This is a genomic window from Streptomyces solicavernae (genome assembly GCF_029968095.1).
In the GTDB taxonomy this organism is placed as follows: domain Bacteria; phylum Actinomycetota; class Actinomycetes; order Streptomycetales; family Streptomycetaceae; genus Streptomyces; species Streptomyces solicavernae.
Window position 1 is genome coordinate 23,576 of record NZ_JASCIR010000006.1, and the last position, 25,825, is coordinate 49,400.

The window sequence follows — 25,825 nt, forward strand, 5'->3', positions numbered from 1 at the left end:
GTACGGGAACGTCCCGAGGAGTCGTACGAGAACACCCTGAGGAGTCGTACGAGAACACCCTGAGGGGCGTACGAGAACTCAGCGGCGGTAGAAGATCCGGTCCCCGTACTCCTCGAAGACCCGGCCGTTCCACTCGTGGCCGCCGTCCACATTGCCCGAGCGCAGCATCGGCGGGTCGAAGCCGCGGGACGCCAGCTCGCCGGCGGCGGCCGCCATCGTGGCCTGGAGCAGCGCGTTCGTGACCACGCCGGAGGCGGGGCCGAAGGGCGCGGCCACGCCGTCCGCCGTCAGCTCCGCGTCCCCGACCGCGATCTTGCTGTCGAGGACGATGTCGCAGTGGTCCTTCAGGAAGGTCCCGGACACGTGCCGGGAGCGGGTCTCCGTCGCGTACACCACCGACGTCACGCCGATCACCTTCAGGCCGAGCGCGCGGGCGTGCAGCGCCATCTCGACCGGCAGCGCGTTCCGGCCCGAGAGCGAGATGATCACCAGGACGTCACCGGGCTTCGCCGGGCTGGTGTCGAGCACGGCGGCCGCGAGACCGTCGACCCGCTCCAGGGCGGAGCCGAGCGTGGCGGGCATGATGTCCACACCGACCACGCCGGGCACCGCGAGCAGGTTCATCAGGGCCAGGCCGCCCGCGCGGTACACCACGTCCTGCGCGGCGAGCGAGGAGTGCCCGGCGCCGAAGGCGAAGAGCCGGCCGCCGGACTCGACGGTGTCGGCGATCGCCGTGGCCGCTGCGGCGATCGCGTCCCGCTCCTCGTCCCGCACCCGCTCAAGCAGCCCGATCGCGGCGTCGAAATACTGTCCGGCCGACTTGTTCTCGCCGTGGGCGGCGTGCGTACCGCCGCCGTCGCTCGTGGGGCTCATCGCCGCGGGCCTCTCCCGGGAAGGTGCCTGACAAGGGCGGCACGGATGCCCGCCGCCGCTCACGTTGCGGTCTGGACCAGTGCCCTGTCAATACGGCCGGACCGCCGCCCGCGGGGCCGGATCCCCCGGCACGGCACGGTTGTCGGCGCTATGCGTCAGAATTGATGCAGGGCCAGCGCAGGACGCTGCGGAGCGACAGCCGCAGCTCTCTTTTCTGTCACAGCATGAGGGGCACGTATGTCCGGACTGATCGATACGACGGAGATGTATCTCCGCACCATCCTTGAGCTTGAGGAGGAAGGTGTGGTCCCCATGCGCGCCCGGATCGCCGAGCGGCTCGACCAGAGCGGCCCGACGGTCAGCCAGACGGTGGCGCGCATGGAGCGGGACGGGCTGGTGTCCGTCGCCAGCGACCGCCATCTGGAGCTCACCGACGAGGGCCGCCGCCTCGCCACCCGCGTGATGCGCAAGCACCGGCTCGCCGAGTGCCTGCTCGTCGACGTGATCGGCCTGGAGTGGGAGCAGGTGCACGCCGAGGCCTGCCGCTGGGAGCACGTGATGAGCGAGGCCGTGGAGCGCCGCGTCCTCGAACTGCTCCGCCACCCCACCGAGTCGCCGTACGGCAACCCGATCCCGGGCCTGGAGGAGCTGGGCGAGAAGGCCGAGGCCGACCCGTTCCTGGACGAGGGCATGGTCAGCCTGGCCGACCTGGAGGCGGACGGCGAAGGCAAGACGGTCGTCGTGCGCCGCATCGGCGAACCGATCCAGACGGACGCGCAGTTGATGTACACGCTGCGGCGGGCCGGTGTGCAGCCGGGCGCCGTGGTGAGCGTGACGCAGTCGCCGGGCGGTGTCCTGGTGGGCAGCAGTGGCGAGGCCGCCGAGTTGGAGGCGGAGATCGCCTCGCACGTCTTCGTGGCCAAGCGCTGAGCCGTCCCTGCGGCGCTTCCTGCCCGCCGGGTTCCGCCCGGCGCTCTCTGCCCGCCGGGTTCCGCCCGGCGGGCAGCGCTGTGTCCACTGCCTTGCGGGGCTACGAAGACGGTAATGGGGTGCTCCTCGGGGGTGCTCTCGGGCGGGCGATTCCAAGATGCAATGTGCGGAACCGCAGCGGCCGGGCGATTTGCGTGCAAGCCTGTCCCGTGAGGCGTTTGGCCATCGGGGAGGGGTCTTGGCGATGTGCCGTACGGAACGGGTGAGCCCCGGCGCCGTGAAGCGCCGGGGCCCGTCCTCCCCTGTGCTGACCCGGAGCCCCGAGCTCTCAAGGTCAATCCCCTCGGACCGTTTTCCCCGAGCGGCCCGCCTCCCGCTGAAGATCTCCCCTCGGTCACGCGCGTCAATCCTTGAGTGCGGTCACTCGAATGAGGGGTGTTGGCGCCGGAGACTCCCTTCTCGAATGGGGGTTCGATAACGTGATCCGTGCGGCGTGAAGAGCGGCGTACGGGGGCGAATCAAGGGAATCCGGGCCCACAAAGGGGGTGCCAGAAATATGCGGCGCATCGACGTGATCGGGGCGGGCGGCACAGGCCTCGCCGCCTGGGAGTTCGGCGAACCTCCCAAGACCCAGGAGGCCGAGGGGCCCGGGGTGCTGTTGCTGCACGGCCTGATGGGCTGCGCCACGCACTGGGCGGGCACCGCCTCCTGGCTCGCCGAGCGGCACCGCACGGTCGCCCTCGACCAGCGCGGCCACGGCGAGAGCGACAAGCCCGTGGCGCCGTACACACGGGAGGCCTATGTCGAGGACGCCGAGGCCGCCCTGGTCCAGCTCGGCCTCGCCCCCGCCGTCCTCGTCGGGCACTCCATGGGGGCGCTCACCGCCTGGCAGCTGGCGGCCCGCCGGCCCGACCTGGTGCGCGGGCTCGTCATCTGCGACATGCGGGCCTCCGCGCTCGGCGCCGCCTCGCAGCGGGAGTGGACCGACTGGTTCAGGACCTGGCCCGTGCCCTTCGCCACGCTGGACGACGTCCGGCGCTGGTTCGGCGAGGACGACCCCTGGGTTGAGCGCCCCAACCCGGCCCGCGGCGCGTTCTACGCCGAGGTGATGGCCCGGCGCGAGGACGGCTGGCGCCCCGTCTTCGACCCGGCCCGGATGCTGACCTCCCGCGAGACATGGGTGCACGACGCGCACTGGGAAGAGCTCGCCCAGGTCCAGTGCCCGGCCCTCGTCGTCCGGGGCCTGGACGGGCAGCTGGGCCGCGCGGAGGCCCAGGAGATGGTCCGCGTCCTGCCGCACGGGACGTACGCGGAGGTCCCCGAGGCGGGCCACCTCGTGCACTACGACCAGCCGAGCGCCTGGCGCGCGGCGATCGAGCCGTTCCTGCACGGGGCGCTCATAGGCTGACGGCGCGCGCCGCGGCGGAGCCGCCCCCACCGGATGGAGCTGCCACCGGATGGAGCTGCCACCGGATGGAGCCGTCACCGGATGGAGCCGTCACCGGATGGAGCTGCCACCGGAAGGAGCCGACACCGGAAGGAGCCGACACCGGATGGAGGCCCACCGGAAGGAGCCTCCACCTGGAGTCGGACGGAGCCCGCCCCAGGTGCGGGACGGGCTCCGGAAGGGCGGTCGTGCCGTGGACCAGCGGGCGGCTACGGGCGCCGCTCCCGCCCGCACGCGTACGCCAGCGGGCTGATCAGCTCCTCCGTGTCCGGCAGCCAGCGGTTCGCGGTGGTGGGCTTGCGTACCCACTGGACCGCGCCGCGCCCGCCCACCCGGGTCGGCGGCGCCGCCACCCAGTCGCCCTCGCCGAGCACCCGCAGGTCGAGCGAGGCGGGCGGCCAGCCCAGCTTCCGTACCAGATCGGGGGCCTTGGTCGCGGCACCCGGCAGCACGAAGAACTGCATCCGGCGGCCCGGGGTGAGCGTGACCGGGCCGAGCGCGAGATCCATCCGCTCCATCCGCGCGAGCGCCAGGAACCCGGCGGTCTCCGGCACGTCGACCGCGTCGAACGTCCGCCCCGTCGGCAGCAGGACCGACGCGTTCGGCTGCTTCGACCACAGCCGGCGGGCCACGGTGGCGCTGCCCGTCGCCTGGTTCGTCCAGTCCTCGCGTACGGGATGGGCGCCGGGCCGTGCGCAGGACGGCTCGCCGCAGCTGCACCGCTCCACGCCGCCCTCGGCCTCCAGCCAGGCGCCGGGGAACACGTCCCAGTGCCGCTCTTTCGCGTAGCGCACCGCGGTGTCGGGCAGCTGTTCCCCGCGCTGCTGGGGGACCTGCGCGGCTCGGGCGACTTCGATGGTCTCTTCCACGCCCAGCTCAACTCCCGCCGTCACCTTGGGTTACGCCCTCCCTTCGGCCCGTTCCGGACCGCTCGCGCGGCGCTGACCTGGGAGGGTCCGGTACGCCGACCCGGCGCATCGTTCCTGCACACGGGGCGCACGGGTGCACGGCCGGGGGCGCGCACGCGGATCGGCAGCGGGGGCGGGTAGCCGCTTGAGGAGAGAGGTTTCCGGAGACCGGCCGACCGACGGACCGACCGACGGACCGACGGACCGACCGACCGGCTGGGGCAGAGGCTGGGGCAGCGGCCGGGGCAGCGGCTGAGGCAGCAGTCGGGGCAGCGGCCGGGAGCCGCGGATGCTATGTCGCGCTATGCCGGAAATTGTTCCGCATTTTCGTCGACCCGATGGGCATCGATCACCGGGCACGCTTCTTCCGGCGCACACAGGGGGTACGCCATGGCCGCAAGGCCTCTCGTCGCGCGACAGCCCAACGAACGGCTGCAGGCGCTCATCCAGGAGGCCGGCTGCTCCAACGCCGGCCTGGCCCGCCGCGTCAACATGTGCGGCGCGGAGCACGGCCTCGATCTCCGGTACGACAAGACCTCCGTGGCCCGCTGGCTGCGCGGACAGCAGCCGCGCGGCCGGGCGCCCGGCATCATCGCCGAGGCGATCGGGCGGAAACTGGGCCGCGCGGTCACGATCGACGATATCGGGATGGCGGGCGGCAGGAACCTCGCCTCCGGCGTCGGCCTGCAGTTCTCGCCGACGGTGCTCGGCGCGATCGAGCAGGTCTGCGAGCTGTGGCGCAGCGACGTCGGCCGGCGCGACTTCCTCTCCGGCTCGACCGTCGCCGCCTCCGCGCTGGTCGAGCCCAGCCGGGACTGGCTGATCAGCGCGACGGACACCCAGGTCGCCAGGACCGCGGGCGCCCGCGTGGGCCGCTCGGACGTGGCCGCCGTACGCGCCATGACCGAGTCCCTCGTCCAGCTCGACCGCCAGTACGGCAGCGGACACGTCCGCCCGGTCGTCGTGCACTACCTCAACTCCGTCGTCTCCGGGCTGCTCGCCGGGGCCTACCGGGAGGCCGTCGGGCGTGAACTCTTCGCCGCCGTGGCCCGGTTGACGGAACTCGCCGGCTACATGGCGGTGGACACCGGCCAGGCCGGCCTCGCCCAGCGGTACTACATCCAGGCCCTGCGCCTGGCCCAGGCGGCCGGCGACCGCGGCTACGGCGGGTACGTACTCGCCGCGTCCATGAGCCACCTCGCCGCCCAGCTCGGCAACCCGCGCGAGATCGCCCAGCTGGCCCGGGCCGCGCAGGAAGGCGCGCGGGGCCGGGTCACGCCGCGGGCCGAGGCGATGTTCCACGCGGCCGAGGCGCGGGGGCACGCCCTGCTCCGGGACGCCCGCTCGACGCACACCGCCGCCGCCAGGGCCCAGGCCGCGCTCGACCGGGCCGACTCGGCGGTCGAGGACCCGGTGTGGATCCGGCACTTCGACGGGGCGTACCTCGCGGACGAGCTGGCGCACTGCCACCGCGACCTCGGCCACGCGGACGCCGCCGCGCGCGCCGCGCAGGACTCCCTCGACGGCCACCCCGAGTCCCGGGCCCGCCGCCGCGCCATCGGCCTGGTCCTGCTCGCCACCGCGCAGCTGCAACAGCGCGAGGTCGAGCAGGCCTGCCACACCGGCACGCGCGCGATGGAGCTGCTGGGCACGCTGCGCTCCGACCGCGGCAGCGAGTACCTGGACGACTTCCAGGGCCGCCTCGCCCCCTTCCACGACCAGCGGGCGGTACGGGAGTTCGGCGCCCGGCGCCAGGAGCGGGCGGCGTGAACGGGCCCGGCACGTGAGGCATTCCACGTCGCTCCGGTGAACCACCGGTCACGGCAGGTCACGGAACGGATCACGCGCAGGAGCTGCGTAGCACCCCTTACGGGGGACCCGGTAGCGTGAGCCGACGATTCCGTAGGTCCCCCAGTAGTAGGAGTCCCGGTGACGCAGAGCGGACAGGGCGAGGAGCCGCAGATACCCGCGGCGCGGCCCGCGCACGAAGGTGTCGTGCTGCCCGCCGACGGCGGCGAGCCCCTGGTTCCGGGCACCTACGGAGACCAGGCGGTGCCGGCCGGTGGCACCCCGTGGGGACAGCCCTGGGGCCCGGACACCCCGCAGGCCGCGCCCTCGTACGGCCCGGGCGAGGGCTTCGCGCCGGGCCAGGCGTGGGGCCAGGACCAGCAGCAGCCGTACGGAATGCCCGCGCCGCCCCCGTACGACGCCATGCCGCAGGCCCCGCAGCAGCAGGCGTACGACCAGGCCCCGCAGCAGCAGGCGTACGACCAGGCTCCGCAGGCGTACGAGCAGGCTCCGCAGGCGTACGAGCAGTACCCGCCGCAGCAGCCTCCCGCCCCGCAGCCGTACGCGCCGCAGGACCCGCAGCCCTACGCGCAGCAGCCGCAGCCGCAGCCCCAGCCTTACGAACAGCCCCAGCCTTATGAACAGCCCCAGACTTTCGAGCAGCCGCAGCCCCAGCAGGCCCCGCTCGGCGCGCTGCCCACGCAGCCGCAGTCGCCGTCGCAGCAGCCGTCGCAGCCGCCCTCGCAGCAGCCGTCCGGCGGTGCGCTCCCCGAGCCGCATCAGCCGCAGACCGGCGGTGCGCTCCCCGAGCCGCACCAGGCCCAGCAGGGCGCGGCCCTCCCGCAGCCGCAGCAACCGCCGCAGTCCGCTCCGCTCCCGCCGACCGCGCCCGGCGGGGCACCGGGCGGGGCGCCGATGCCGCCCGCCGACTCCGAGGCGACGCAGTACCTGTCCTCCGTACCGCAGAACGCCCCGCAGAACGCCCCGCAGGGGAGCGCGCAGGAGGGCGCGCAGGGGGGCGCTCCGCTTCCCGGTGCGCTGCCGCCGGAGGCGCCCGCCGCCGACGCGACTCAGTTCCTCGGCCGGCAGGCCATGCCGCAGCCCCAGGGCCCGGGCGCGGGCGGCGGCGACCCGGACGCCGAGGCCACGCAGTACATCGCGCCCGTACCCCCGGCGCCCGCCGCCGCCCCGTACGGCATCCGGCCCGGCGCGCCCGGCGACCGGCAGCCGCCCGCCGAGTTCGACAGCCTCTTCCGCAGTGAGCCGGCCGGGGGCGGCGGCGCCGAGTCCACCCAGCAGATGCCGCACTACAACCAGCCGCCGGCGCAGCCGGGTCCGGGCGCGGGGCAGGCGCAGTACGCCGGTCCGCCGGAGCCGCCGTCCCGTCGTACGGGTTCAAAGGTGCCGATGTTCGCCGCGATCGGGGTGGCCATCGCGGTGCTCGGCGTCGGTGCGGGCGCGCTGATCGCGTCCGGCGGCGACGAGGAGAAGGACGAGCCGAAGACCGTCGCCGAGTCCTCGCCCGCCGAGGAGAAGCCGTCCCCGACGGCCGACCCGGCCGAGCAACAGGCCGCGGCGCTGGACAAGTTGCTCGCCGAGAGCAACGACAGCCGTGAGGCCGTCATCAACGCGGTCAAGAGCATCGAGTCCTGCCGCAACCTCGACAAGTCCGCCACCGACCTGCGCGACGCCGCCAAGCAGCGCAACGGCCTGGTGACCCGCCTTGCGCAGCTGGATGTCGACCAGCTCCCCGGCCACACCACCCTGACCGCGTCCCTCAACAAGGCCTGGAAGGCGTCCGCCGCGGCCGACAAGCACTATGCCGCGTGGGCCGACCAGGTCGCCGCGAAGGGCAAGAAGGGCTGCCACAAGGGCAAGGCCCGTACGACCAAGTCACGTTCCGCCGGGAACGCCGCCAGCGGCGACGCCACCAAGGCGAAGAAGCAGGCGGCGCCGCTGTGGAACAAGATCGCGGGCGAGTACGGCCTGACGAAGCACAGCTGGATCCAGCTGTGACCGGCCGGGCCGACCGGCCGGGCCGACCGGCCGGGCCTGACGGTTCTTCCGGCGGAGAGGGCCGCCTGACGGATCAGGCCGCCACCTGATGGATCAGCCCGCCACCCGGCGGATCAGCCGGTCACCCGGCGGATCAGCCGGTCACCCGGCGGATCAGCCCGCCCCCGGCCGATCAGGCCGCCTCCTCCAGCGTCCGTGACACGTCCACCGCCGACTTGCGGGCCGCGACCAGGCGGCCGTCCTTGACCACCTGGTACGTCACGTTCGCGTTCACCAGGCGCGGGAACTCGCTCGCCGCCACCGTGTCCTCGAAGCGCCAGCTGAGCGTCGGCGTGAGGCCGCCCGTGTCGACGCGCACGCCGTCGTTGAGCGCCCGCGCCACGGTCCGCGCGTTCACCTCGCCGTCGCCGAGCGACTCGACGACCTGCTTGAACACGGTGTACGCGATCCAGGTCGTCTGCACGCCCGCGTTCGCCGGGTCGATCCGGTGGTCCCCGAAGGCCTCCTCGCGGATCACCTTGCGCATCGGGTCCCAGCGCGCGTCGTCGGCCGCCGGGTACCAACTCGTCACGTACGCACCCTCGTACGGGCCGGACGCGCCGCCCGTGCGGTCCACGGAGGTCTGGTCGACGCTGCCGAGCACCGAGGAGATCTGCACCTTCTGGCCGTCCTCCTGGGTGCGCCGGAACGAGTCGAAGAAGCTGTCCGTGCGGTCGCCGAGCGCGGCCGTCACACAGCCTTCGCGGGCCCGCTCGGCCGCGCCCTCCCGGCCGAGCGTCGCGACGAGGGACGGGTCGGCGCCCGCGGCGGTGAGGGCCTGCTCGGCCTCCTCGCTGTAGTCGCCGGAGTCCTCCGCCGCGAGGATGTCCGTGGCCGGCTTCCGATCGCCCTGCGCGAGACCGGAGTTGAGCAGTTCGGGCAGCAGGTCGCCGGCGAGCGTGTCGGGGCGGACCAGGGCGACGCGCTCGCAGACCTCGGCCAGCTGCCGCCCGTTCCCGGCGAGCAGCGCGACGACACCGCCGTTGACCGGGAACGACATCGGGCTGACGAACTCCTCCTCGGTCAGCCCGTACCCGCCGATGTACGGGATGCCCGCGGCCTCAAGGGGGGAGAGGAAGGCCTGGCCGTGCTGGCTGTACGAGCCGACCACGGCGGCCACGTTCTCCCTGACCGCGCGCCGGGCGCAGTTCGCGGCGCCCACCGAGTCGTTGTGGTCGTTGCAGGTGAGGACCTTGAGGGGGCGGCCGTTCAGACCGCCGTGGTTGTTGACCCAGCGGGCGTACGCGCGCGCCATCGCGGGCATGCCGGGCATGTCGGTCCCCGTGGTGCGGTCCGGCGCCCAGGTCATCACGGTGACGGGGTCCCCGGAATTCCCCGACGACCCGGGGAGCGCGCCGCAGGCGACCGCCGACGACGCGATCGCCGCCAGGGCGGTTACCGTGAGTACGGCGGTCTTGAGCGGGCGGGTGAGCGGGACGCGGCGCCGGACGGTCATGGTCATGCACCATTCCGGTCGGTCCCTAACCTTTGAGTGATCTTGGGTCAACGGTGGGTGACGTGGAGGTGAACTCCAGGGGTCGGTCGGCGCACGCGGGTGGGGAACGTACGATCGACAACCGTGCAAAGCTCGGAGAAGTCTTCCCGTCGCGGCCGCCGCTCCTCCACCATGGGCGGCATGCCTCTGAACGACATGCCGTGGTGGCGCTGGCGCAGCAATGTGCGCTCGGCGCTGCACATGCTCGCGGACCCGGAGTTCCAGCAGACCGTCTGGCTCGCGGGCGTCGACGGGTACGGAGACGTGACGGACGCGGTCTACCGCCTGGTCGAGGACACCTGGCTCGACAACTGGTCCGCGGAGAAGTACGTGGGGACGATCTTCCGCGACTCGCAGGAGGCGGCCCTCGTCGACGTGGCGGTGCTGCGGGTGCTGCGGATCATGCACCAGGTCGGCCCCGACGCCCCGGTCTCCGCCTACCTGGACCACCACGGCTGGGACGAGGCGGTGCGGGCGGCTCGGGACGCGCATGTGCGGCTGGCCACCGGGGACGGTGACGATCCGGACGCGGCGCCCAGCACGCTGGAGGTGCTGCGGATCCTGACGCGGTCGGCTTAGCACTTGGACACGGTCCTGGCAGAGGTCGGACCCGAAGGTGCCCGGCACCGGGGCGCTGTGCCCACCCGTTCCGCCCTGCGGAACATCCGTCCACAGCGGGGCAGGTAGCCTTCCCCGTATGACTGACCAGTACGTCCTCACGCTGTCCTGCCCCGACAAGCAGGGCATCGTGCACGCCGTGTCCAGCTATCTCTTCATGACCGGCTGCAACATCGAGGACAGTCAGCAGTTCGGCGACCACGACACCGGGCTGTTCTTCATGCGGGTGCACTTCTCCGCCGAGGCCGTGAACGCGGAGAAGCTGCGGGCCAGCTTCGCCGCCGTCGGTGACTCCTTCCAGATGGACTGGCAGATCCACCGGGCCGACGAGAAGATGCGCATCGTCCTGATGGTGAGCAAGTTCGGGCACTGCCTGAACGACCTGCTGTTCCGGGCCCGGAGCGGCGCGCTGCCGGTCGAGATCGCCGCTGTGGTGTCGAACCATACGGACTTCGCCGAGCTCGTGGCGTCGTACAGCATCCCCTTCCACCACATCCCGGTGACGAAGGAGAACAAGGCCGAGGCCGAGGCGGAGCTGCTCGCTCTCGTACGGGCGGAGAACGTCGAGCTGGTCGTCCTCGCCCGCTATATGCAGGTGCTCTCGGACGACCTGTGCAAGGCGCTCAGCGGGCGGATCATCAACATCCACCACTCGTTCCTGCCGAGCTTCAAGGGCGCCAAGCCCTACCACCAGGCGCACGCGCGGGGCGTGAAGCTGATCGGCGCGACCGCGCACTATGTGACGGCCGACCTCGACGAGGGCCCGATCATCGAGCAGGAGGTCGAGCGCGTCGGCCACGAGGTCACGCCGCAGCAGCTCGTCGCCGTCGGCCGGGACGTGGAGTGCCAGGCGCTCGCCCGCGCGGTGAAGTGGCACAGCGAGCGCCGCGTCCTGCTCAACGGCCGCCGCACGGTCGTCTTCGCGTAGGACGTCTGCGTACGGCGTAGGACGTCTGCGTACGCCGGAGACGTCTGCGTACGGCGGCTACATGCGGCTGAGCGAGGCCGCCGCCGACAGCATGTCCCGGATCGCCTCGCGGTCCCCGTCCTGCCCGGCCGCTGCGTCCTCGGGCGGTACGTGCCCCGCGGCGAGGCGGCAGAACTCCACGCCGTCCAGGGCGACATGGGCCACCTCGTGGTCGGCCGTGGCGACCGCGCCCGGCGAGTCGAGCGGGATCAGCCACTCGCCGCCGCCGTGCCCCTCGACCTCAAGGCGCAGGCTCCGCCCGGGCGCACCGGCGGCGACCAGCTCCTTCGCCGGTGCGGCCAGACCCGCGCGGCGCCGCTCGGCGAGCGCGCCGGGCAGCATGCGGGCGGCGAGGTCGATCATCCCGTTGAGATGCCGGGGCGCGGGCGGTTTGTACGGGTAGTCCACCGCGTCCGCGATGTCGCCCGCGTGCACCCAGCACTCGAAGGCCCGGTCGAGCATCGAGTCCCGCAGGGGCAGGGGGAACTCGCCGTAGGGCACGGCGAGTTCGGCGGCGCCGCCGCCCGCGAACGACACGGTCCGGATGACGGTGTGGCTCTGCTCCCGCCACGGCAGGCGTACGGCGCGGGTGAGCGGGAACCGGGAGGCGTTCCAGTACGCCTCGGTGCGTTCGGCGGGGGAGGCGCCGGTGAGGGCGGCGCGCGCGGACTCCGGCAGCGGGTCGTCCAGGCCGAGGGCCGTCGCGATGAGGCCGTCGACCGTCAGGAGGTACGCGATCACCCCGGCGACGGTGGTGCGGCGGGACACGGCGCGGTCGTCCTCGTACCACTTCAGGCGGACCGGGGCGTGCCACTCGCCGTTGCCGAAGTCCTGGAGCAGGGCGTCGAGCCGGGCGGTCTCGGCGTCGTAGGGTGCGGCCCAGTCGGGGACCGGTATGCGGGGCGGTCGGCGGTCCAGGCAGCCGGCGAGGACGCGGGAGCGCAGGCCGGGGTCGAGGTCGAGGCTCTCCTCGGGGTGCAGCAGGCCGACGGCGTCCCGCAGCCGCAGCGCCTCGTCCGCGCAGGCGCCGCAGCTGCCGAGGTGCAGCTCGACGGCGGCGGCCTCCTCGGCGGAGCAGGCGGTCAGTGCCCAGGCGCCGAGCAGCGACTTGAGGACCTTGTGCTCCAGGACCGGCGGGACGGGCGCCGGCTGCGCGGGCAGCGGCGGCGGGTCGGGCAGCGGGCGGCCGGTGTCCTCTATCGAGCTGCGCGGCGGCGGTATGCGCAGCCCGCCGCCGCGCGGGGGCCGGGCGGACGGGTGCCCGCCGGGGTCGGTGCTGTGGTGGTCGGCGGTGTGGCCGTCGGTGCGGTCGCTGCCGGTGTGGTTGCGGTCGGTGTGGTCGCGTTCGGTGTGCGTGCCGTCGCCGCTGCCGTCGTCGCGGGGGCGGCCGGTGGAGTACGGGCGGGCGGACGGTCCGCCGTCCGCAGCGGGGGCGCCTTCGGCGAGGGCGCCGCCGGTCGCGATGTCGTCGTCCGTGCGGCCGTGGCGGGGGTCGGTCTCGCCGCACCGGTCCGGCTCCGCGCGCCGGTCCGGGCCGTCGTGACCCTCGTGGCCGTCGTCCGGCTCGAAGGGGTCGGCGTTCACAGTGCGCTCCCGTAGCCGGGCGGAGGGGCGGCGGCCGGCCGCTGTTCGTTGGCGGTGGACAGGAGTTGCAGGCCGAGGCGGAGGCGGCGGCGGGCCTCGTCCTCGGTCACGCCGAGGTCGGCGGCGGTCTGGCGGTAGTCCCTGCGCTGGAAGTAGGCGAGCTCCAGGGCGGCGCGCAGCGGGGCGGGCATGGACGTCACGATGTAGTCGGCGCGGGCGGCGACGGAGGCGCGGCGGACCTTCTGCTCCATGTCCTCCGTGGTGCCCCGGCCGCCGTCGGCGAGGGCCGCGGTCTCGGTCTGCCGCAGCCGGGCCACCGCGTACCGGTGGGTGAGGCCGGCGAGCCAGGAGCGCATCGAGCCCTTCTTCGGGTCGTACTCCCCGGGGCTCTCCCAGACGTGGGCGAAGACCTCGCGGGTGACCCGGTCCGCCGCCGCGTCGTCGTCGAGGACGCGGTGGGCGAGGCTGTGCACGAGGGAGGCGAGTCTGTCGTACAGCTCGCCGAGCGCGGCCGCCTCGCCGCGGGCGAGCCGCTGCTGCATCTTGCGGTCCCAGCGGGGCGGTGCGTCTTTCGCCATGAGGCCCCCTCCTGCCGTGGCGCGAACCGTCTTTCTGCCTCCATCGAATGTAGTGCCCGCCACTGACAACGCACCTCGGTTTCCGGCAACGGGGCCGCGGGGCGACTGCGGATGGTAGTGAATGGGTCACTCTCTGCTGGAAGTTGTGCCGATAGTGCGTCGGATTCCGTTGAAGTCCGTTGAACGAACTGGCTCGACGTAGATCGAATCGGTGCATATGTGATAGGTCTGCACGATGGCCTGTTGTTCAGGTGGGGTGTTTTACGGGGGAGTGGCGGGGCAACCGCGAGACAGGGAAGCGTAAGCGGGGCTTCCGGATGCGGCCGTGATGGCCGAAGGTGGGAGACCGGCGCCCGGAACCCGGACCGGCACCGGAGCCGTTCGCGGCGTACGAGTGGAACGAGAGGCGGCGTGGCGGATGGCGCTCGAAGTGACCGATGGCGATCAGGGCGGCTGGGCCGTCATCCAGGTCAGCGGTGAGATGGACCTGGTGACGTCGCCGATCGTGCGCCAGCGCGTGCACGACGCGGTCGCCGAGGGCCGCCGCAGCCTCGTCCTCGACCTCTCCGAGGTGCTGTTCTGCGACTCCTCCGGCGTCGGCGTCCTCATAGCCACCCGCCGCCTCATCCGCTCCTGCCGCGGCCGCCTCCGCCTGATCCTCCCGGCGCAGGGCGCTCAGGACGGCTCCCACGTGAACCGCGTCCTTGCTGCCCTCGGCGTCCGCCGCCTCTTCGAGGTCTTCCCGGACCTGCACTCGGCGGTCGACGAGGAGGCCTCACCGCTCTCGGCGTGAGGCCGCCCGCCCCTCAGTCCGTCGCAGCTTCGCTGCTCGCGACGCCGGGGCCCGCGCCGCGCCGAGTCCTCCACTGGGAGTGGTTCACGAGCCGTCCTCCTTCCGGCCGTAAGTGTGCTCGGCCTTGGTGTGCCGCGCCTCGCCCGGGTCACGAGTCTCAGCGGCCGGACGTCGATCTGGTCGCAGAATCTCACCGGTCCTGACACAAGCCACGGCGAAGCTGTGACTTTCGGGGCGTGAGGGACGACCCTCGACGTACGCTCCCTCGTGAACGCAGTGGAACGCACCGCACCCACCTGATCAGTGAGGCCGAGATGGACAGCGCAGAGTACGAGCGCAGGATTGCCGCGCGATTCGCGAGCTTCGACCAGGACGGCAACGGCTACATCGACCGCGAGGACTTCAGCGGCGCGGCGAAGGCCGTGCTCGCCGAGTTCGGCACGACCGCGCGGTGCGACAAGGGCCAGGCGCTGTACATCGGGGCGGAGGCGTTCTGGCAGGGCATGGCCGGGATCGCCGATGTCGACGGGGACCAGCGGGTGACCCGCGAGGAGTTCGTGACCGGTGCGGTCAAGCGGCTGCGGGACAGCCCGCAGCGGTTCGCCGAGATCGCGCGGCCGTTCCTGAAGGCCGCGATCGCCGTCGCCGACGAGGACGGCAGGGGCGCCACCCCGAAGGGCGCCGAGCGCGTCCTGAAGGTCCTCGGCGCCGCCCCGCAGACCGCCGCCGCCGCGGCCGCCGCCCTGGACACCGACGGGGACGGCCGGATCTCCGAGGACGAGATCCTGACCGCCTTCGCCGCCTACTTCACGACGCCCGCGCCCGACGCCTGAGCGATTACGCGTACCGCTCGCGCAGCTTGTACTTGAGCACCTTGCGCAGCGTCTCGTTGCGGGGCAGGGCCTCCACCACCTCCAGCTGTTCCGGCAGCTTGTGGGGGGAGAGGCCCGCCTCGCGGAGGTACGAGACGACCTCGGCCAGGCTCAACGCCGCGCCCCCCGGCGGGAGTTCGAGCACCGCGCAGACCCGCTCCCCGCGCTCCGGGTCCGGCAGGCCGACGACCGCCGCCTCGCCCACCGCGGGGTGCGCGTGCAGCAGATCCTCGATCTCCTTCGCCGAGATGTTCTCCCCCTTGCGGATGATCACGTCCTTCGCGCGGCCCGTGAGGACGAGATGGCCGCTCTCCCGTACGTGCCCCAGGTCGCCCGTGATCAGGAAGCCGTCCGGGTCGAAGGCTTCGGCCGACTGCGACGGCTCCAGGTAGCCCCGGCACACCGCCTCCCCGCGCAGCCGCACCTCCCCGTCGACCCCCGCCGGCAGCGGCTTGCCGTCGGCGTCGGTGATACGGATCTCCATCCCGGCCGGGGGCCGTCCCTCCGTACCGGCGAGGTTCTCCTCGGTGTCGTCCGGGGCACCCATGGTGATCATGGGGACCTCGGTCATGCCGTACCCGTGGGTGAGCCGGCAGCCCAGCTCCCGTACGACCGCGTGGTAGAGCTCCGGGGGCTTCGGGGCGCCGCCGCCCGCGAGGAGCCGCAGGGTGGGGATGAGTCTGCGGGCCGGGTCCTTGCGCTGCTCGGCCAGGAACATGGAGTAGAACGCCGTGGAGCCGCCTGCCGTGGTCACCCCGTGGCGTCGGTAGCCGTCGAGGGCGTCCGGCAGCGCGAACTTCTCGAAGAGCACCGCGGGGAACCCGTAGAGCAGCAGCATGACCAGGTAGTCCGGGCCGCCTATGTGCGCGAAGGGGAACGCGATCGAGCCCACGTCGGCGGAGGTCAGGCGCAGCGCGTGGGCCAGGCAGGAGCCGCCCGCGATCAGTGAACGGTCGGTGTGCAGGACGCCCTTGGGGTCGGAGGTCGTGCCGGAGGTCCAGTAGATCCAGCGGACGTCCGTGCCGTTCGCGGGCGGCGCGGGCAGTGCGGCGGGGTCCGCCTCGGGGAGGTCCGCGTACGCCTCGAAGACGCCGTGCGCACCCAGGCGGCGGGCCATCTCCGTGTGGTCGAAGCCGCGCCACACGCCGGGCGTCGCGAAGAACTCGGCCCTGGACTCGCGCAGCGCGAAGCCGACCTCCTTCTCGCGGTAGAAGGGGATGACGGGGGACTGCGTTGCGCCGAGGCGGGCCAGGGCGGCGGTGAGCAGGACGGTCTCGATGCGGGTGGGCAGCTGCCAGGCGACGACCGTGCCGGGACGTACGCCCCGCTCGTACAGCCCGGCCGCGACGCGTTCCGCGCGCTCGCGCAGGGCGCCGAAGGTGAGCGTGCGGTCGTCGGCCGGGTCGGCCTCGGCCTGGATCAGCACCGGGCGCTGCGGGGTGAGTTCGGCGCGGCGGCGGATGAGTTCCCAGAGCGTCGGGGAGCCGCCCAGTTCGTGTGCCGTGTCCCGCATGCCGACCTCCCGATCCGCGACAGCTGACGATCTGTCAGATCGAGGCAGAGCGTAGGCGCCACCGCCTTGTCGGTCCAGAGGTGCGGAGGCTAGCCTCGGAGCGAGCAGAGCTGACGACCCATCAGATTCGACCCGATCCAACAGATGCGATCGGCACATCAGATTCGACGACCCATCAGATTCGTACTGCGGCGAGGGGACCCCCATGGAACTGCCTCGGATCATCAGCGTCGACGACCACGTCATCGAACCGGCGCACCTCTTCGAGACCTGGCTGCCGCAGAAGTACCGCGACCGCGGGCCCAAGCCGCTGACCGCCGGCATCGGGGAGCTTGAGTACACCGGCGGCAAGTACGTCATCACGATGGACCCGGAAGGACCGCCCACCGACTGGTGGATCTACGAGGACCTGAGGTTCCCGTACAAGCGGAACATCGCCGCCGTCGGCTTCGACCGGGACGACATGACCCTGGAGGGCATCACCCGGGCCGAGATGCGGCGCGGCTGCTGGGACCCGGTCGAGCGCCTCAAGGACATGGACCTCAACCACGTCGAGGCCAGCCTCTGCTTCCCGACGTTCCCCCGTTTCTGCGGGCAGACCTTCGCGGAGGCGCAGGACAAGGAGGTCGCCCTCGCCTGCGTGCGCGCGTACAACGACTGGATGGTCGAGGAGTGGTGCGGGGACAGCGGGGGGAGGCTCATCCCGCTGTGCATCATCCCGCTGTGGGACATCGACCTGGCCGTCGCCGAGGTCAAGCGGAATGCCGCGCGGGGCGTCAGGGCGGTCACCTTCTCCGAGATCCCGACCTACCTCGGCCTTCCGTCCATCCACTCCGGCTACTGGGACCCGTTCTTCGCGGTCTGCCAGGAGACCGGCACGGTGGTGAACATGCACATCGGGTCGTCGAGCCAGATGCCCGCCGCCTCGCCGGACGCGCCGCCCGCCGTGCAGGCGTCCCTGTCCTTCAACAACGCGATGGCCTCGATGATGGACTTCCTGTTCTCCGGGGTCCTGGTGAAGTTCCCGACGCTCAAACTCGCGTACAGCGAAGGCCAGATGGGCTGGATTCCGTACGCCCTGGAGCGCGCCGACGACGTGTGGGAGGAGCACCGCGCCTGGGGCGGCGTCCGTGACCTGATCCCCGAGCCGCCGTCCACGTACTACTACCGGCAGATCTTCTGCTGTTTCTTCCGCGACAAGCACGGGGTCGCCTCCCTAGACGTCGTCGGCCGGGACAACGCCACCTTCGAGACGGACTACCCGCACGTCGACTCGACGTTCCCGCACACCAAGGAGGTCGCCCTCGACCACGTCAAGGGCCTCGACGACGCGACCGTCCACAAGCTGATGCGGGGCAACGCCATCCGCATGCTGAGCCTCGACCTCGACAAGTAGCCGCCGTGGACCTCACCTGCACCGAGGAAGAGGAAGAGTTCCGGGCCGGGCTGCGCTCCTGGCTCGCGGACGCCCTCCCGCAGCTCCCGCCCCGCCCCGACCCCACCGACTGGCCGGGCCGCCGCGCCTACGACCTGGGCTGGCAGCGGCGGTTGTACGACGCCGGGTACGCGGGCCTGCACTGGCCCGTCGACGCGGGCGGCCGGGGGGCTACCCCGACCCAGCACCTGATCTACCTGGAGGAGACGGAGCGCGCCGGTGCCCCGTACGTCGGCGCGAACTTCGTCGGGCTGCTGCACGCCGGGCCGACCATCGCCGCCGAGGGCACCCCCGAGCAGCGGGCGCGCTGGCTGCCGCCGATCCTGCGCGGCGACGAGGTGTGGTGCCAGGGCTTCAGCGAGCCGGACGCCGGGTCCGACCTGGCGTCCCTGCGCACGCGCGCGGTGCGCGACGGCGACCACTACATCGTCAGCGGCTCCAAGATCTGGACCTCGCACGCCGAAGTCGCCGACTGGTGCGAACTCCTCGTCCGTACCTCCCCCGTCACCGAGGACGTGCCCAAGCACCGCGGGATCAGCTGGCTCGCGATGCCCATGGACGCGCCCGGCGTCACCGTACGGCCGCTGCGCACCCTCGCCGGGTCCACCGAGTTCGCGGAGATGTTCCTCGACGAGGTGCGGGTGCCCGTCGGCAACCGGGTCGGCGACGAGAACGACGGCTGGCGGGTCACCATGGTCACGCTCTCCTTCGAGCGCGGCACCGCCTTCGTCGGCGAGGTCGTCGCCTGCCGCCGCACGCTCGCCGCGCTCGCCGCCGAGGCCCGCAGATGCGGCCGCTGGGACGACCCGGTCCTGCGCCGCCGGCTCGGCCGCCTGAACGTCGAGTTCCACGCCCTGTGGCGGCTCACCCAGTGGAACGTCTCCGAGGCCCAGCGCACCGGCGGCGTCCCCGGCACCGGCGGCTCCGTCTTCAAGCTCCGCTACTCGCACGCCCGCCAGGAGTTGTACGACACGGCCGCCGAAGTCCTCGGGGCGGGCGCGCTCGACCTCGACCAGGAGTGGGTGCTCGACCGGCTCTCCTCCCTCTCGTACACGATCGCCGCGGGCACCTCGCAGATCCAGCAGAACATCGTCGCCGAGCGCATCCTCGGCCTGCCGAAGGGGCGGTGAGGCCCGCCATGGACTTCCAGCTCACCGAGGACCAGCGGGCGTTGCGGAAAGGAGTACGCGAACTGCTCGCCGGGCGCTTCGGCCGGGACGAGCTCCGTGCCCTCGCCGACGCGCCCGAAGAGCCTCGTCTCGACCGGCAGTTGTGGCGCGAGCTCGGCGAGGCCGGGTTCTTCGCGCTGCGGCTCCCGGAGTCCGAGGGCGGCGTCGGCCTCGGCCTGCCCGAGGCCGTCCTCGCCTTCGAGGAGGCGGGCCGCGCGCTCCTCCCCGGCCCGCTGGTCGCCACGCACCTCGCGGCCGGCGAGATCGAGGGCGCCGCCACCGGCGCCACGGTGGTCACCGCGGTGGACAGCTCCGGCCTGCTGCCCTGGCTGGCCGCGTCGGATGTCGTACGAGGGGACTTTGCCGGGGCCGTGCCCGTCCGCTCCGTGGACCCGCTCACCCCGCTGCACCGCACGCCCGCCGCGCCGCCGGACCCGGACCCCGTCGCCGTGCTGCTCACCGCCGCCGAACAGCTCGGCAGCGCCGCCCGCAGCTGCGAGACGGCCGTGGCGTACGCGCGCGAGCGCACCCAGTTCGGGCAGCCGATCGGCGCGTTCCAGGCCGTGAAGCACCTGTGCGCGCAGCTGCTCGTCCGCACCGAGCTGGCCCGGGCCGCGGTCTACGCGGCCGCCGTCACCGCCGTCCCCGCCGAGATCCGCGCCGCCGCCCTGCTCGCCGACGAGGCGGCCGTACGGGGTGCGCGGGACTGTCTGCAGGTGCACGGCGGCATGGGCTTCACCTGGGAGGCCGACGTGCATCTGCACCTCAAGCGGGCCTGGCTGCGGGCCGGTCTCGGGCCGTCGGCGGGCGCGGTGGAGGAGGAGTGGGCGGCGGCGTTGTGAGCCGGGTGCCGTTGCCGTAAGTGATCGAATGACTGCCAAGAACGGTCGGCGAACACAGCACAGAGTGACCGCGGGCGTCGATATCGGCTTGTGTCCTGGGCGGGACTCGTCACGGCGCGGAGTCGGGGCGGCGCTCCGGTACGCTCCGTGGGATGCGAGTGGTTCTCTTGGCGAGCCATACCGGTGGGGCCTGCGTGGCGCTTCCGGGACCGGCGATGCCCGCCTCTCGCAGGGCATGGCGGCGTCCGACGCCCCCCTGTTCGACACCCCGCGGCGCGCGTCGCACAGTATGCCGCACGCGTACTCCTTCGCGCTGGAATATGCCCGAAGCGCTTGTTGGGGTGACTGTACGTCAACCATGCTGTCTCGTACGGGGTTCACGTTCCGTGACCTCGACGCGACACGAGGCGATGTGTCCGCCGGTTCGGATGGTGTGAGCGGTGCAGGTGCTTCAAGTTCAGACGGAGGTCCGCCCCGACCCCGCGGAGGTGGGGCGGGCCCGTAGGTGGGCGAGATCTCGGCTCGCCGGTTCCGGCATAGAGGCGGACGAGCCCCTGGCGGAGACGCTGGTGCTGCTCATCTCGGAGCTGGTCACCAACGCCGTGGTGCACACGGGCTGCCCGGCCGTGCTCCGCCTGCTGCTGCCGCCGGCGCCCCAGTCGGCCCCGGGCACCGTGCGGGTGGAGGTGGCCGACGTCAGCGCCCGGCCGCCCCGCCCCCGGCAGGCCGAGGGCGACGACACCAACGGGCGCGGCCTGGCCCTTGTGGACGGCCTCGCGGACCGCTGGGGCTGGCAGTCGGACGGCGGGGGCAAGCGCATCTGGTGCGAGGTGGACCGCTGCGGGCGACCGGAGCCGAGGACCGCCGACGATGCCGCCGCGCAGGTCGCGGCCTTCCCTATCTGACGCCGAACGGACCGTATCCGTAAGGGAGTTGACCCTGCGGCGTACGGGGATGGCGGCGCGCTCATGTCGCCCCGAGCGCGACACCGCGCGCCGCCAACGAACACGACTCGCACTCGCCGAGCGCCTGCCCCTCGCCAGGCTCTCGACGTCCCCTCACGGCGGATCGCTGCCACAAGGGTGAGGAAACGGACACGTGACGTCAACACCCGGGGTGGGGGTTTGTGTTGTGCGGTCCGTGTGTGCGCAGGTCAGAGGAGCGCCACCGGCGCCACCGGCGTGCCCGTCGCGCCCACGAACGGCTCCGGCATCGCCGACAGCAGGAACGCGTACCGCGACTCCTGTGCACAGGCTGTGGACAACTCCTCCAGGAACCAGTTCTGGCCCTGTGGCATGCCCATCTCGACCAGGTCCAGGGCGTGCACCGGCAGCCACAGGTTCTCGATCTCCGGCGGGAAGATCTCGAAGGTCAGCGTGTCATTGGCGACCGCCGCCACGTCCCGCGCGTGGAACCACTCCGGCGTGCGGAGCGACAGGCCGGGCGACGGATAGCCGTACCCGTGCTTGTCGCCCGCCAGATAGACCTGCACCTGCCCGGTCCGTACGAGCACGACATCGCCCGCGCGGACCTTCGTACCCGCGAACTCCTCGGCCTCGTCCAGGTCTTCGGGGGTGACCGCGTGCTCGCCGGGCAGGCGGTCCAGGCCCTTCGCGCGGGCCACGTCGAGCAGGACGCCGCGCGAGACGACGTGCCGCATCGAGGCCGCGGCGCCGAACTCGGCGCCGCCGTGGGCCGTGATGGTGCCGGCCGGTCGGCCGTTGTAGAGGCGGCCCGAGTGCGAGACGTGGGAGAGGGCGTCCCAGTGGGTCGCGCACTGCAGGCCCATCGTCACGGCGTCGTCGCTGCAGGCGACCGTGCCCGGGCCGAACAGCTCCTGGTTGATCTGCACCATCGTGTGGAACGGGTTGATCCGCCCCTGGATCAGGCCGCTCTGCACGCCGTCCTCCTTGAGCGGCAGCGCGAGCGGTATGCGGCGCCCGTCGCGGACCTCGGCGGTCGCGCCCCGTACGACCTCGTCGGTGATCAGGTTCAGGGTGCCGGACTCGTCGTCGGAGCCCCAACGGCCCCAGTTGTTCACGCGCTTGGCGATGTCGTGGAACTCCGGCGGCAGTGACATCGGGGCCTCCCCAGGGCTTGTGCTCCCGTATCTGATGACCCATAAAATCTAACGGTCCGTCAGAAAACGCGGGAAGGGGCCGGCGTGGGGAACTTCTTGGCAGGCAAGGTCGTCGCCGTCACCGGGGCCGGGCGCGGCATCGGCCGGGCCGTGGCGCTCGCCGCGGCCGCCGAGGGCGCGAAGGTGATCGTCAACGACTACGGAGTCTCGATCGAGGGCGGCGAACCCACCAGCGAGGTCGCCGAGTCGGTGGTCAAGGAGATCGTGGCCGCGGGCGGGGAGGCGGTCGCGGTGGCCGACGACATCGCGACGATGGCGGGCGGCCAGCGCATAGTCGACACGGCGCTCGCCGAGTACGGGCGCATCGACGGGGTGGTGTGCGTCGCCGGGATCCTGCGCGAGCGGATGCTGTTCAACATGTCCGAGGAGGAGTGGGACCCGGTGGTCGCCACGCACCTCAAGGGCACCTTCACCGTGTTCAAGGCGGCGTCGGCGGTGATGCGGAAGCAGGGCGGCGGCACGCTGATCGGCTTCACGTCCGGCAACCACCAGGGCTCGGTCGCGCAGGCCAACTACTCGGCGGCCAAGGGCGGCATCATCTCCCTCGTACGGAGCGCGGCGCTCGGCCTGCACAAGTACGGGGTGACCGCGAACGCCGTCGCCCCCGTGGCCCGTACGCGGATGTCCGCGAACGTGCCGATGGAGCTGAAGGAGATCGGGGAGCCAAAGGACGTGGCGGCGCTCGTCGTCTACCTGCTGAGCGAGCGGGCCCGCGCCGAGAAGATCACCGGGCAGGTATACACCATCGCGGGCCCGAAGATCGCGGTGTGGGCGCAGCCGCGGGAGCTGCGCGCGGGGTACGCGGAGGGTTCCTGGACGCCGGAGAAGGTGGCGGACTTCCTGCCGGGGACGGTGGGGACCGATCCGATGCCGATGCTGGAGCGGCTGGAGGAGATGGCCCGGGCGGCGGCGAACCGCGACCGCCCCAACGCGTAGGCGTGCCCCGGGCGGGGCGGGGGACTCGGCAGCGTGGGCGCAACGTGCACTTCAGGGAAGGGGAACAGCCATGAGAGGTGTCGTATTCGACGGCAACCGGCCGCAGGTCGTCGACGACCTGGAGATACGGGACCCGGGCCCCGGTGACGTCCTCGTACGCATCGCCGCGGCGGGGCTGTGCCACAGCGACCTGTCGGTCGTGGACGGAACGATCCCGTTCCCGGTGCCGGTGGTGCTCGGCCACGAGGGCGCCGGGACCGTGGAGGCGGTCGGCGAGGGAGTCGCGCACGTGGCACCCGGCGACCACGTGGCCCTGTCCACCCTGGCCAGCTGCGGAGCCTGCGCGGACTGCGACCGGGGCCGCCCCACGATGTGCCGGCGCGCGATCGGGCGCCCGGAGCGGCCGTTCACGCGGGGCGGGGAGCCGGTGTACCAGTTCGCCGCGAACTCCGCGTTCGCCGAGCGCACCCTGGTGAAGGCCGTACAGGCGGTGAAGATCCCGAAGGAGGTGCCGCTGACGTCGGCGGCGCTGATCGGCTGCGGGGTCGTGACCGGGGTCGGCGCGGTCCTCAACCGGGCCCGGGTCGAGCGCGGCGACAGCGTCCTGGTGACCGGCGCGGGCGGCATCGGCCTGAACGTCCTGCAGGGCGCGCGCCTCGCCGGGGCGACGACGATCGTCGCCGTCGACGCGAACCCGGCGAAGGAGGCCGCCGCCCGGCAGTTCGGCGCCACGCACTTCGTCGACGCGTCGGCGACGGACGACGTACCGGCCGCGGTCCGCGAGATCCTGCCGACCGGCGCCGACCACGCCTTCGAGTGCGTGGGCCGCGCCGAGCTGATCCGCCAGTCCGTCGACCTCCTCGACCGCCACGGCCAGGCGATCCTCCTCGGCATGACCGCACCGAAGGCTCAGGCCTCGTTCCTGCCCGCGTCGATGTTCCTCGACAAGTCCATCCTCGGCTGCCGCTACGGCTCCAGCCGCCCGCAACGGGACATGGCGCTGTACGCGGAGCTGTACCTGAAGGGGCAGCTGATGCTGGACGAGCTGGTGTCGGCGACGTATCCGGTGGAGGAATTCGCTTCTGCGGTACGGGACTTGGGAGGGGGGAGGGTGGCTCGGGGGGTGGTGACGTTTTGAGGGAGTCCGGGGGCGGGACGTTGTGCCCGACCGCTCCAGGCGTTGATCAGCCGACCACCTTCTCGATCGCCTCGAAGATGTCCGCGTCGGTCTCCTGCTGCCACTTGGGCAGATCAGGCCAGTCTGCGACATAGCCCGGCTTCGGGTCCTCGAAGTGGCGATACATCTGTGCGGTCCAACACGTCGCGACGAAGCGGCTCTTCTGCTCCCTCGTGAGGCGCGCGGCCTGCCCACTGCTGACGTTGAGGAACTGCCGCACCTGCTCGTACACCGAGCCGGCGGCTTGCCGTTCCCACTCGGGGGTGTCGTCCCACGAAGTCACGTACCCGGCCTTCGGCTCGCCGGGGAAGTGCTCACGTACACCGGTGATCCACGCCTCTCGGAAGTGGCGGGCTCCCTCGGTCTGTGACATGTCTGCCCCTTTCGTCACGTCGTGCTCAAAGCGGCGATCTCTGCCCCGAGCTCGGCGACATGGGCGTCCTGGTTCAGTGCGCCAAGCTCGCGGCGTAGCTCCTGGAGTCTACGGGCGACGTAACCCGACGCGGACTCGCGAGCAAGTCGCACTGCTTCTCTGCCGTAGGTGAGTACTTGGTCGGGATCACGGCGCTTGGCACCGATGGACGCCAGGTCACTGAGCACGGCTCCACGCCGTCGGAGGCTCTGTCCCTGTGCCAGTGCGCCATGCTCCAGGACCGAGACGAGCACCGTCTCGGCAAGGCCGAGACGTCCGAGTTGGACGTAGCGGGCGCCGCGCTCCTCGGCCAAGCGGGATCCGTCGAACCGCAGCCAGCCGCCGTTGTGTCCGGGGCCTGTGAGGTGGTGCACCTTCTCGGCCTGGTCGAGTGCACGCTCACACGATGTCAGGTCCCCGAGTCCTGCGTACGCCTCAGCCATGACCGAAGCGACCCAGTATCGCGTCGAGAGCGTGCTGTCACCGCGCTTCGCTACGCTCTGCGCTGCCGACAATGTACGAACGGCTCCCGCATATTGACGTTCATACAGGTCGACATACGCATGGCGCACGAGCGCACAGGCCCACAGGTCGAAGGCTCGTGCGTCCCGGCTTGCCGAGGCTGCCAAGGTGTAGGACGCCGCGGCGTCCACATAGCGGTTACCGTCGAAGGAGAGTTCCCCGGCCAGCTGAAACAGGTCGGCCGCGGCATGGCACAAGGCACGGGATTCCGTGTCCGAGCGTGCATCCAGAGTGCTCGTGAGACATGTGATCTGTTCCCGCACGACGGGATACACGGATCTCTTTGAGCGGGCGAGTTGATACACCTGCCAGAGGTGGCCGTTCATACGGGCGTAGTCCGCAGCGCTCCCGCGCTCAGCTCCTTCCGTGAGCGCTTCGGCCTCGTCGGCCGGTAAGGCCATGACCGCTCCCGAGATGGTGAGCACCCGCAGAAATTCACGTCGAATCATGTCGTCGTCCCCTCTGTGGCCGCTGGGCGGCGACCCTGCGGATGCCTGCGCGACTCCAGGTGTGTGCAACAGGTCGTCGAGTTCGACAAGGTCAACCTTGAGAAGCTCGGCCAGCTTCGGCCGTAAGGGCGGTTGAGGCACGGTCTTGCCCTTTTCCCAGCGGCCGACCGTGGTCCGGTCGACGCCGAGCTCGCCGGCGAGGTGTTCCTGACTGTAGCCGAGGACCCTTCGCCGTTCCGCAAGACCCATCGAGGTCCCCTTTCCACGCATGCGCCTGGCCTCTGGGCGGGTGTCGCGCCCCTTGTGCACATACCTGCATCAA

General features: G+C 72.1%; 23 protein-coding genes. 14 read left to right on the forward strand and 9 right to left on the reverse strand.

What is annotated here, in order from left to right; all coding sequences use genetic code 11:
* Positions 1–78: 78 nt before the first annotated feature.
* Positions 79–873 (reverse strand): SIS domain-containing protein, encoded by a 795-nt coding sequence (locus QIS99_RS09575; RefSeq protein WP_282512384.1) that lies wholly within the window; start codon positions 871–873, stop codon positions 79–81.
* 237 nt (positions 874–1,110) lie between these two features.
* Between QIS99_RS09575 and QIS99_RS09580 the strand changes: the two genes are divergently transcribed.
* Positions 1,111–1,803 (forward strand): metal-dependent transcriptional regulator, encoded by a 693-nt coding sequence (locus tag QIS99_RS09580; protein WP_282512386.1) that lies wholly within the window; start codon positions 1,111–1,113, stop codon positions 1,801–1,803.
* 556 nt (positions 1,804–2,359) lie between these two features.
* Positions 2,360–3,211 carry an alpha/beta fold hydrolase gene (locus QIS99_RS09585; protein WP_282512388.1) on the forward strand — a complete coding sequence of 284 codons (852 nt, stop codon included), beginning with the start codon at positions 2,360–2,362 and terminating at the stop codon, positions 3,209–3,211.
* Positions 3,212–3,459: 248 nt separating this feature from the next.
* Here the strand turns inward: QIS99_RS09585 and QIS99_RS09590 are convergent, their stop codons facing one another.
* Positions 3,460–4,119 (reverse strand): bifunctional DNA primase/polymerase, encoded by a 660-nt coding sequence (locus QIS99_RS09590; RefSeq protein WP_282512390.1) that lies wholly within the window; start codon positions 4,117–4,119, stop codon positions 3,460–3,462.
* Between the two features lie 429 nt (positions 4,120–4,548).
* Between QIS99_RS09590 and QIS99_RS09595 the strand changes: the two genes are divergently transcribed.
* Both QIS99_RS09595 and QIS99_RS09600 read left to right on the forward strand, forming a co-directional pair.
* On the forward strand, positions 4,549–5,928 hold the full coding sequence (locus QIS99_RS09595) for a transcriptional regulator (protein ID WP_282512392.1): 1,380 nt from the start codon (positions 4,549–4,551) through the stop codon (positions 5,926–5,928).
* Positions 5,929–6,087: 159 nt separating this feature from the next.
* Positions 6,088–7,962, forward strand: coding sequence for a chromosomal replication initiator protein DnaA (locus QIS99_RS09600; protein ID WP_282512394.1), 1,875 nt, complete (start codon positions 6,088–6,090; stop codon positions 7,960–7,962).
* A gap of 172 nt (positions 7,963–8,134) precedes the next feature.
* Here QIS99_RS09600 and QIS99_RS09605 read toward each other — a convergent pair whose 3' ends face one another.
* Complete coding sequence (locus QIS99_RS09605) at positions 8,135–9,457, reverse strand: ABC transporter substrate-binding protein (RefSeq protein ID WP_282512759.1); 1,323 nt, start codon at positions 9,455–9,457, stop codon at positions 8,135–8,137.
* Between the two features lie 171 nt (positions 9,458–9,628).
* Between QIS99_RS09605 and QIS99_RS09610 the strand changes: the two genes are divergently transcribed.
* Both QIS99_RS09610 and purU read left to right on the forward strand, forming a co-directional pair.
* Positions 9,629–10,075: an SCO4402 family protein gene (locus QIS99_RS09610; RefSeq protein WP_282512761.1), complete on the forward strand. Its 447-nt coding sequence runs from the start codon at positions 9,629–9,631 to the stop codon at positions 10,073–10,075.
* 118 nt (positions 10,076–10,193) lie between these two features.
* Positions 10,194–11,042: a formyltetrahydrofolate deformylase gene (gene purU / locus QIS99_RS09615; RefSeq protein ID WP_282512396.1), complete on the forward strand. Its 849-nt coding sequence runs from the start codon at positions 10,194–10,196 to the stop codon at positions 11,040–11,042.
* Positions 11,043–11,099: 57 nt separating this feature from the next.
* On the opposite strand, the gene QIS99_RS09620 is transcribed toward purU, so the two are convergent.
* Together QIS99_RS09620 and QIS99_RS09625 are read right to left on the reverse strand one after the other, a co-directional pair.
* Entirely contained in the window at positions 11,100–12,665 is a 1,566-nt protein-coding gene (locus QIS99_RS09620; RefSeq protein ID WP_408909517.1) for a zf-HC2 domain-containing protein, read from the reverse strand.
* Positions 12,662–13,243, reverse strand: a complete 582-nt coding sequence (locus tag QIS99_RS09625) for a sigma-70 family RNA polymerase sigma factor (protein WP_282512398.1) — start codon at positions 13,241–13,243, stop codon at positions 12,662–12,664. Before QIS99_RS09625 ends, QIS99_RS09620 begins: the two co-directional genes overlap by 4 nt.
* 418 nt (positions 13,244–13,661) lie before the next feature.
* On the opposite strand from QIS99_RS09625, the gene QIS99_RS09630 reads away from it, so the two are divergent.
* A complete protein-coding gene (locus QIS99_RS09630) occupies positions 13,662–14,036 on the forward strand; it encodes an STAS domain-containing protein (protein ID WP_282512400.1) in 375 nt (124 codons plus the stop codon).
* A 314-nt stretch (positions 14,037–14,350) separates the two neighbouring features.
* Entirely contained in the window at positions 14,351–14,869 is a 519-nt protein-coding gene (locus tag QIS99_RS09635; RefSeq protein ID WP_282512402.1) for an EF-hand domain-containing protein, read from the forward strand.
* A gap of 4 nt (positions 14,870–14,873) precedes the next feature.
* On the opposite strand, the gene QIS99_RS09640 is transcribed toward QIS99_RS09635, so the two are convergent.
* Positions 14,874–16,421: a class I adenylate-forming enzyme family protein gene (locus QIS99_RS09640; RefSeq protein WP_282512404.1), complete on the reverse strand. Its 1,548-nt coding sequence runs from the start codon at positions 16,419–16,421 to the stop codon at positions 14,874–14,876.
* A 205-nt stretch (positions 16,422–16,626) separates the two neighbouring features.
* On the opposite strand from QIS99_RS09640, the gene QIS99_RS09645 reads away from it, so the two are divergent.
* The 4 genes from QIS99_RS09645 to QIS99_RS09660 all read left to right on the forward strand — a co-directional run bounded on the left by QIS99_RS09645 (position 16,627) and on the right by QIS99_RS09660 (position 20,772).
* On the forward strand, positions 16,627–17,817 hold the full coding sequence (locus QIS99_RS09645; protein WP_282512406.1) for an amidohydrolase family protein: 1,191 nt from the start codon (positions 16,627–16,629) through the stop codon (positions 17,815–17,817).
* A 5-nt stretch (positions 17,818–17,822) separates the two neighbouring features.
* Complete coding sequence (locus QIS99_RS09650) at positions 17,823–18,986, forward strand: acyl-CoA dehydrogenase (protein ID WP_282512408.1); 1,164 nt, start codon at positions 17,823–17,825, stop codon at positions 18,984–18,986.
* An 8-nt stretch (positions 18,987–18,994) separates the two neighbouring features.
* Complete coding sequence (locus QIS99_RS09655) at positions 18,995–19,867, forward strand: acyl-CoA dehydrogenase family protein (protein WP_282512410.1); 873 nt, start codon at positions 18,995–18,997, stop codon at positions 19,865–19,867.
* A gap of 440 nt (positions 19,868–20,307) precedes the next feature.
* A complete protein-coding gene (locus QIS99_RS09660) occupies positions 20,308–20,772 on the forward strand; it encodes an ATP-binding protein (protein WP_282512412.1) in 465 nt (154 codons plus the stop codon).
* A gap of 248 nt (positions 20,773–21,020) precedes the next feature.
* Here the strand turns inward: QIS99_RS09660 and QIS99_RS09665 are convergent, their stop codons facing one another.
* A complete protein-coding gene (locus tag QIS99_RS09665; RefSeq protein ID WP_282512414.1) occupies positions 21,021–21,947 on the reverse strand; it encodes a cyclase family protein in 927 nt (308 codons plus the stop codon).
* Between the two features lie 84 nt (positions 21,948–22,031).
* Here QIS99_RS09665 and QIS99_RS09670 point away from each other — a divergent pair, with 84 nt between their 5' ends.
* Complete coding sequence (locus QIS99_RS09670; protein ID WP_282512416.1) at positions 22,032–22,943, forward strand: SDR family NAD(P)-dependent oxidoreductase; 912 nt, start codon at positions 22,032–22,034, stop codon at positions 22,941–22,943.
* Between the two features lie 70 nt (positions 22,944–23,013).
* Positions 23,014–24,081, forward strand: a complete 1,068-nt coding sequence (locus QIS99_RS09675; RefSeq protein ID WP_282512418.1) for a Zn-dependent alcohol dehydrogenase — start codon at positions 23,014–23,016, stop codon at positions 24,079–24,081.
* Between the two features lie 46 nt (positions 24,082–24,127).
* On the opposite strand, the gene QIS99_RS09680 is transcribed toward QIS99_RS09675, so the two are convergent.
* Complete coding sequence (locus tag QIS99_RS09680; protein ID WP_282512420.1) at positions 24,128–24,493, reverse strand: hypothetical protein; 366 nt, start codon at positions 24,491–24,493, stop codon at positions 24,128–24,130.
* A 14-nt stretch (positions 24,494–24,507) separates the two neighbouring features.
* Positions 24,508–25,752, reverse strand: a complete 1,245-nt coding sequence (locus tag QIS99_RS09685; protein ID WP_282512422.1) for a helix-turn-helix transcriptional regulator — start codon at positions 25,750–25,752, stop codon at positions 24,508–24,510.
* Positions 25,753–25,825: the final 73 nt, after the last annotated feature.

What these genes read in the sequence shown, in the direction of transcription:
- QIS99_RS09575 (WP_282512384.1), bottom strand. Translation starts at nt 873, where the DNA reads ATGAGCCCCACGAGCGACGGCGGCGGTACGCACGCCGCCCACGGCGAG.
- QIS99_RS09580 (WP_282512386.1), top strand. Translation starts at nt 1,111, where the DNA reads ATGTCCGGACTGATCGATACGACGGAGATGTATCTCCGCACCATCCTT.
- QIS99_RS09585 (WP_282512388.1), top strand. Translation starts at nt 2,360, where the DNA reads ATGCGGCGCATCGACGTGATCGGGGCGGGCGGCACAGGCCTCGCCGCC.
- QIS99_RS09595 (WP_282512392.1), top strand. Translation starts at nt 4,549, where the DNA reads ATGGCCGCAAGGCCTCTCGTCGCGCGACAGCCCAACGAACGGCTGCAG.
- QIS99_RS09605 (WP_282512759.1), bottom strand. Translation starts at nt 9,457, where the DNA reads ATGACCGTCCGGCGCCGCGTCCCGCTCACCCGCCCGCTCAAGACCGCC.
- QIS99_RS09610 (WP_282512761.1), top strand. Translation starts at nt 9,629, where the DNA reads ATGGGCGGCATGCCTCTGAACGACATGCCGTGGTGGCGCTGGCGCAGC.
- purU (WP_282512396.1), top strand. Translation starts at nt 10,194, where the DNA reads ATGACTGACCAGTACGTCCTCACGCTGTCCTGCCCCGACAAGCAGGGC.
- QIS99_RS09625 (WP_282512398.1), bottom strand. Translation starts at nt 13,243, where the DNA reads ATGGCGAAAGACGCACCGCCCCGCTGGGACCGCAAGATGCAGCAGCGG.
- QIS99_RS09630 (WP_282512400.1), top strand. Translation starts at nt 13,662, where the DNA reads ATGGCGCTCGAAGTGACCGATGGCGATCAGGGCGGCTGGGCCGTCATC.
- QIS99_RS09635 (WP_282512402.1), top strand. Translation starts at nt 14,351, where the DNA reads ATGGACAGCGCAGAGTACGAGCGCAGGATTGCCGCGCGATTCGCGAGC.
- QIS99_RS09640 (WP_282512404.1), bottom strand. Translation starts at nt 16,421, where the DNA reads ATGCGGGACACGGCACACGAACTGGGCGGCTCCCCGACGCTCTGGGAA.
- QIS99_RS09645 (WP_282512406.1), top strand. Translation starts at nt 16,627, where the DNA reads ATGGAACTGCCTCGGATCATCAGCGTCGACGACCACGTCATCGAACCG.
- QIS99_RS09655 (WP_282512410.1), top strand. Translation starts at nt 18,995, where the DNA reads ATGGACTTCCAGCTCACCGAGGACCAGCGGGCGTTGCGGAAAGGAGTA.
- QIS99_RS09665 (WP_282512414.1), bottom strand. Translation starts at nt 21,947, where the DNA reads ATGTCACTGCCGCCGGAGTTCCACGACATCGCCAAGCGCGTGAACAAC.
- QIS99_RS09675 (WP_282512418.1), top strand. Translation starts at nt 23,014, where the DNA reads ATGAGAGGTGTCGTATTCGACGGCAACCGGCCGCAGGTCGTCGACGAC.
- QIS99_RS09680 (WP_282512420.1), bottom strand. Translation starts at nt 24,493, where the DNA reads ATGTCACAGACCGAGGGAGCCCGCCACTTCCGAGAGGCGTGGATCACC.
- QIS99_RS09685 (WP_282512422.1), bottom strand. Translation starts at nt 25,752, where the DNA reads ATGGGTCTTGCGGAACGGCGAAGGGTCCTCGGCTACAGTCAGGAACAC.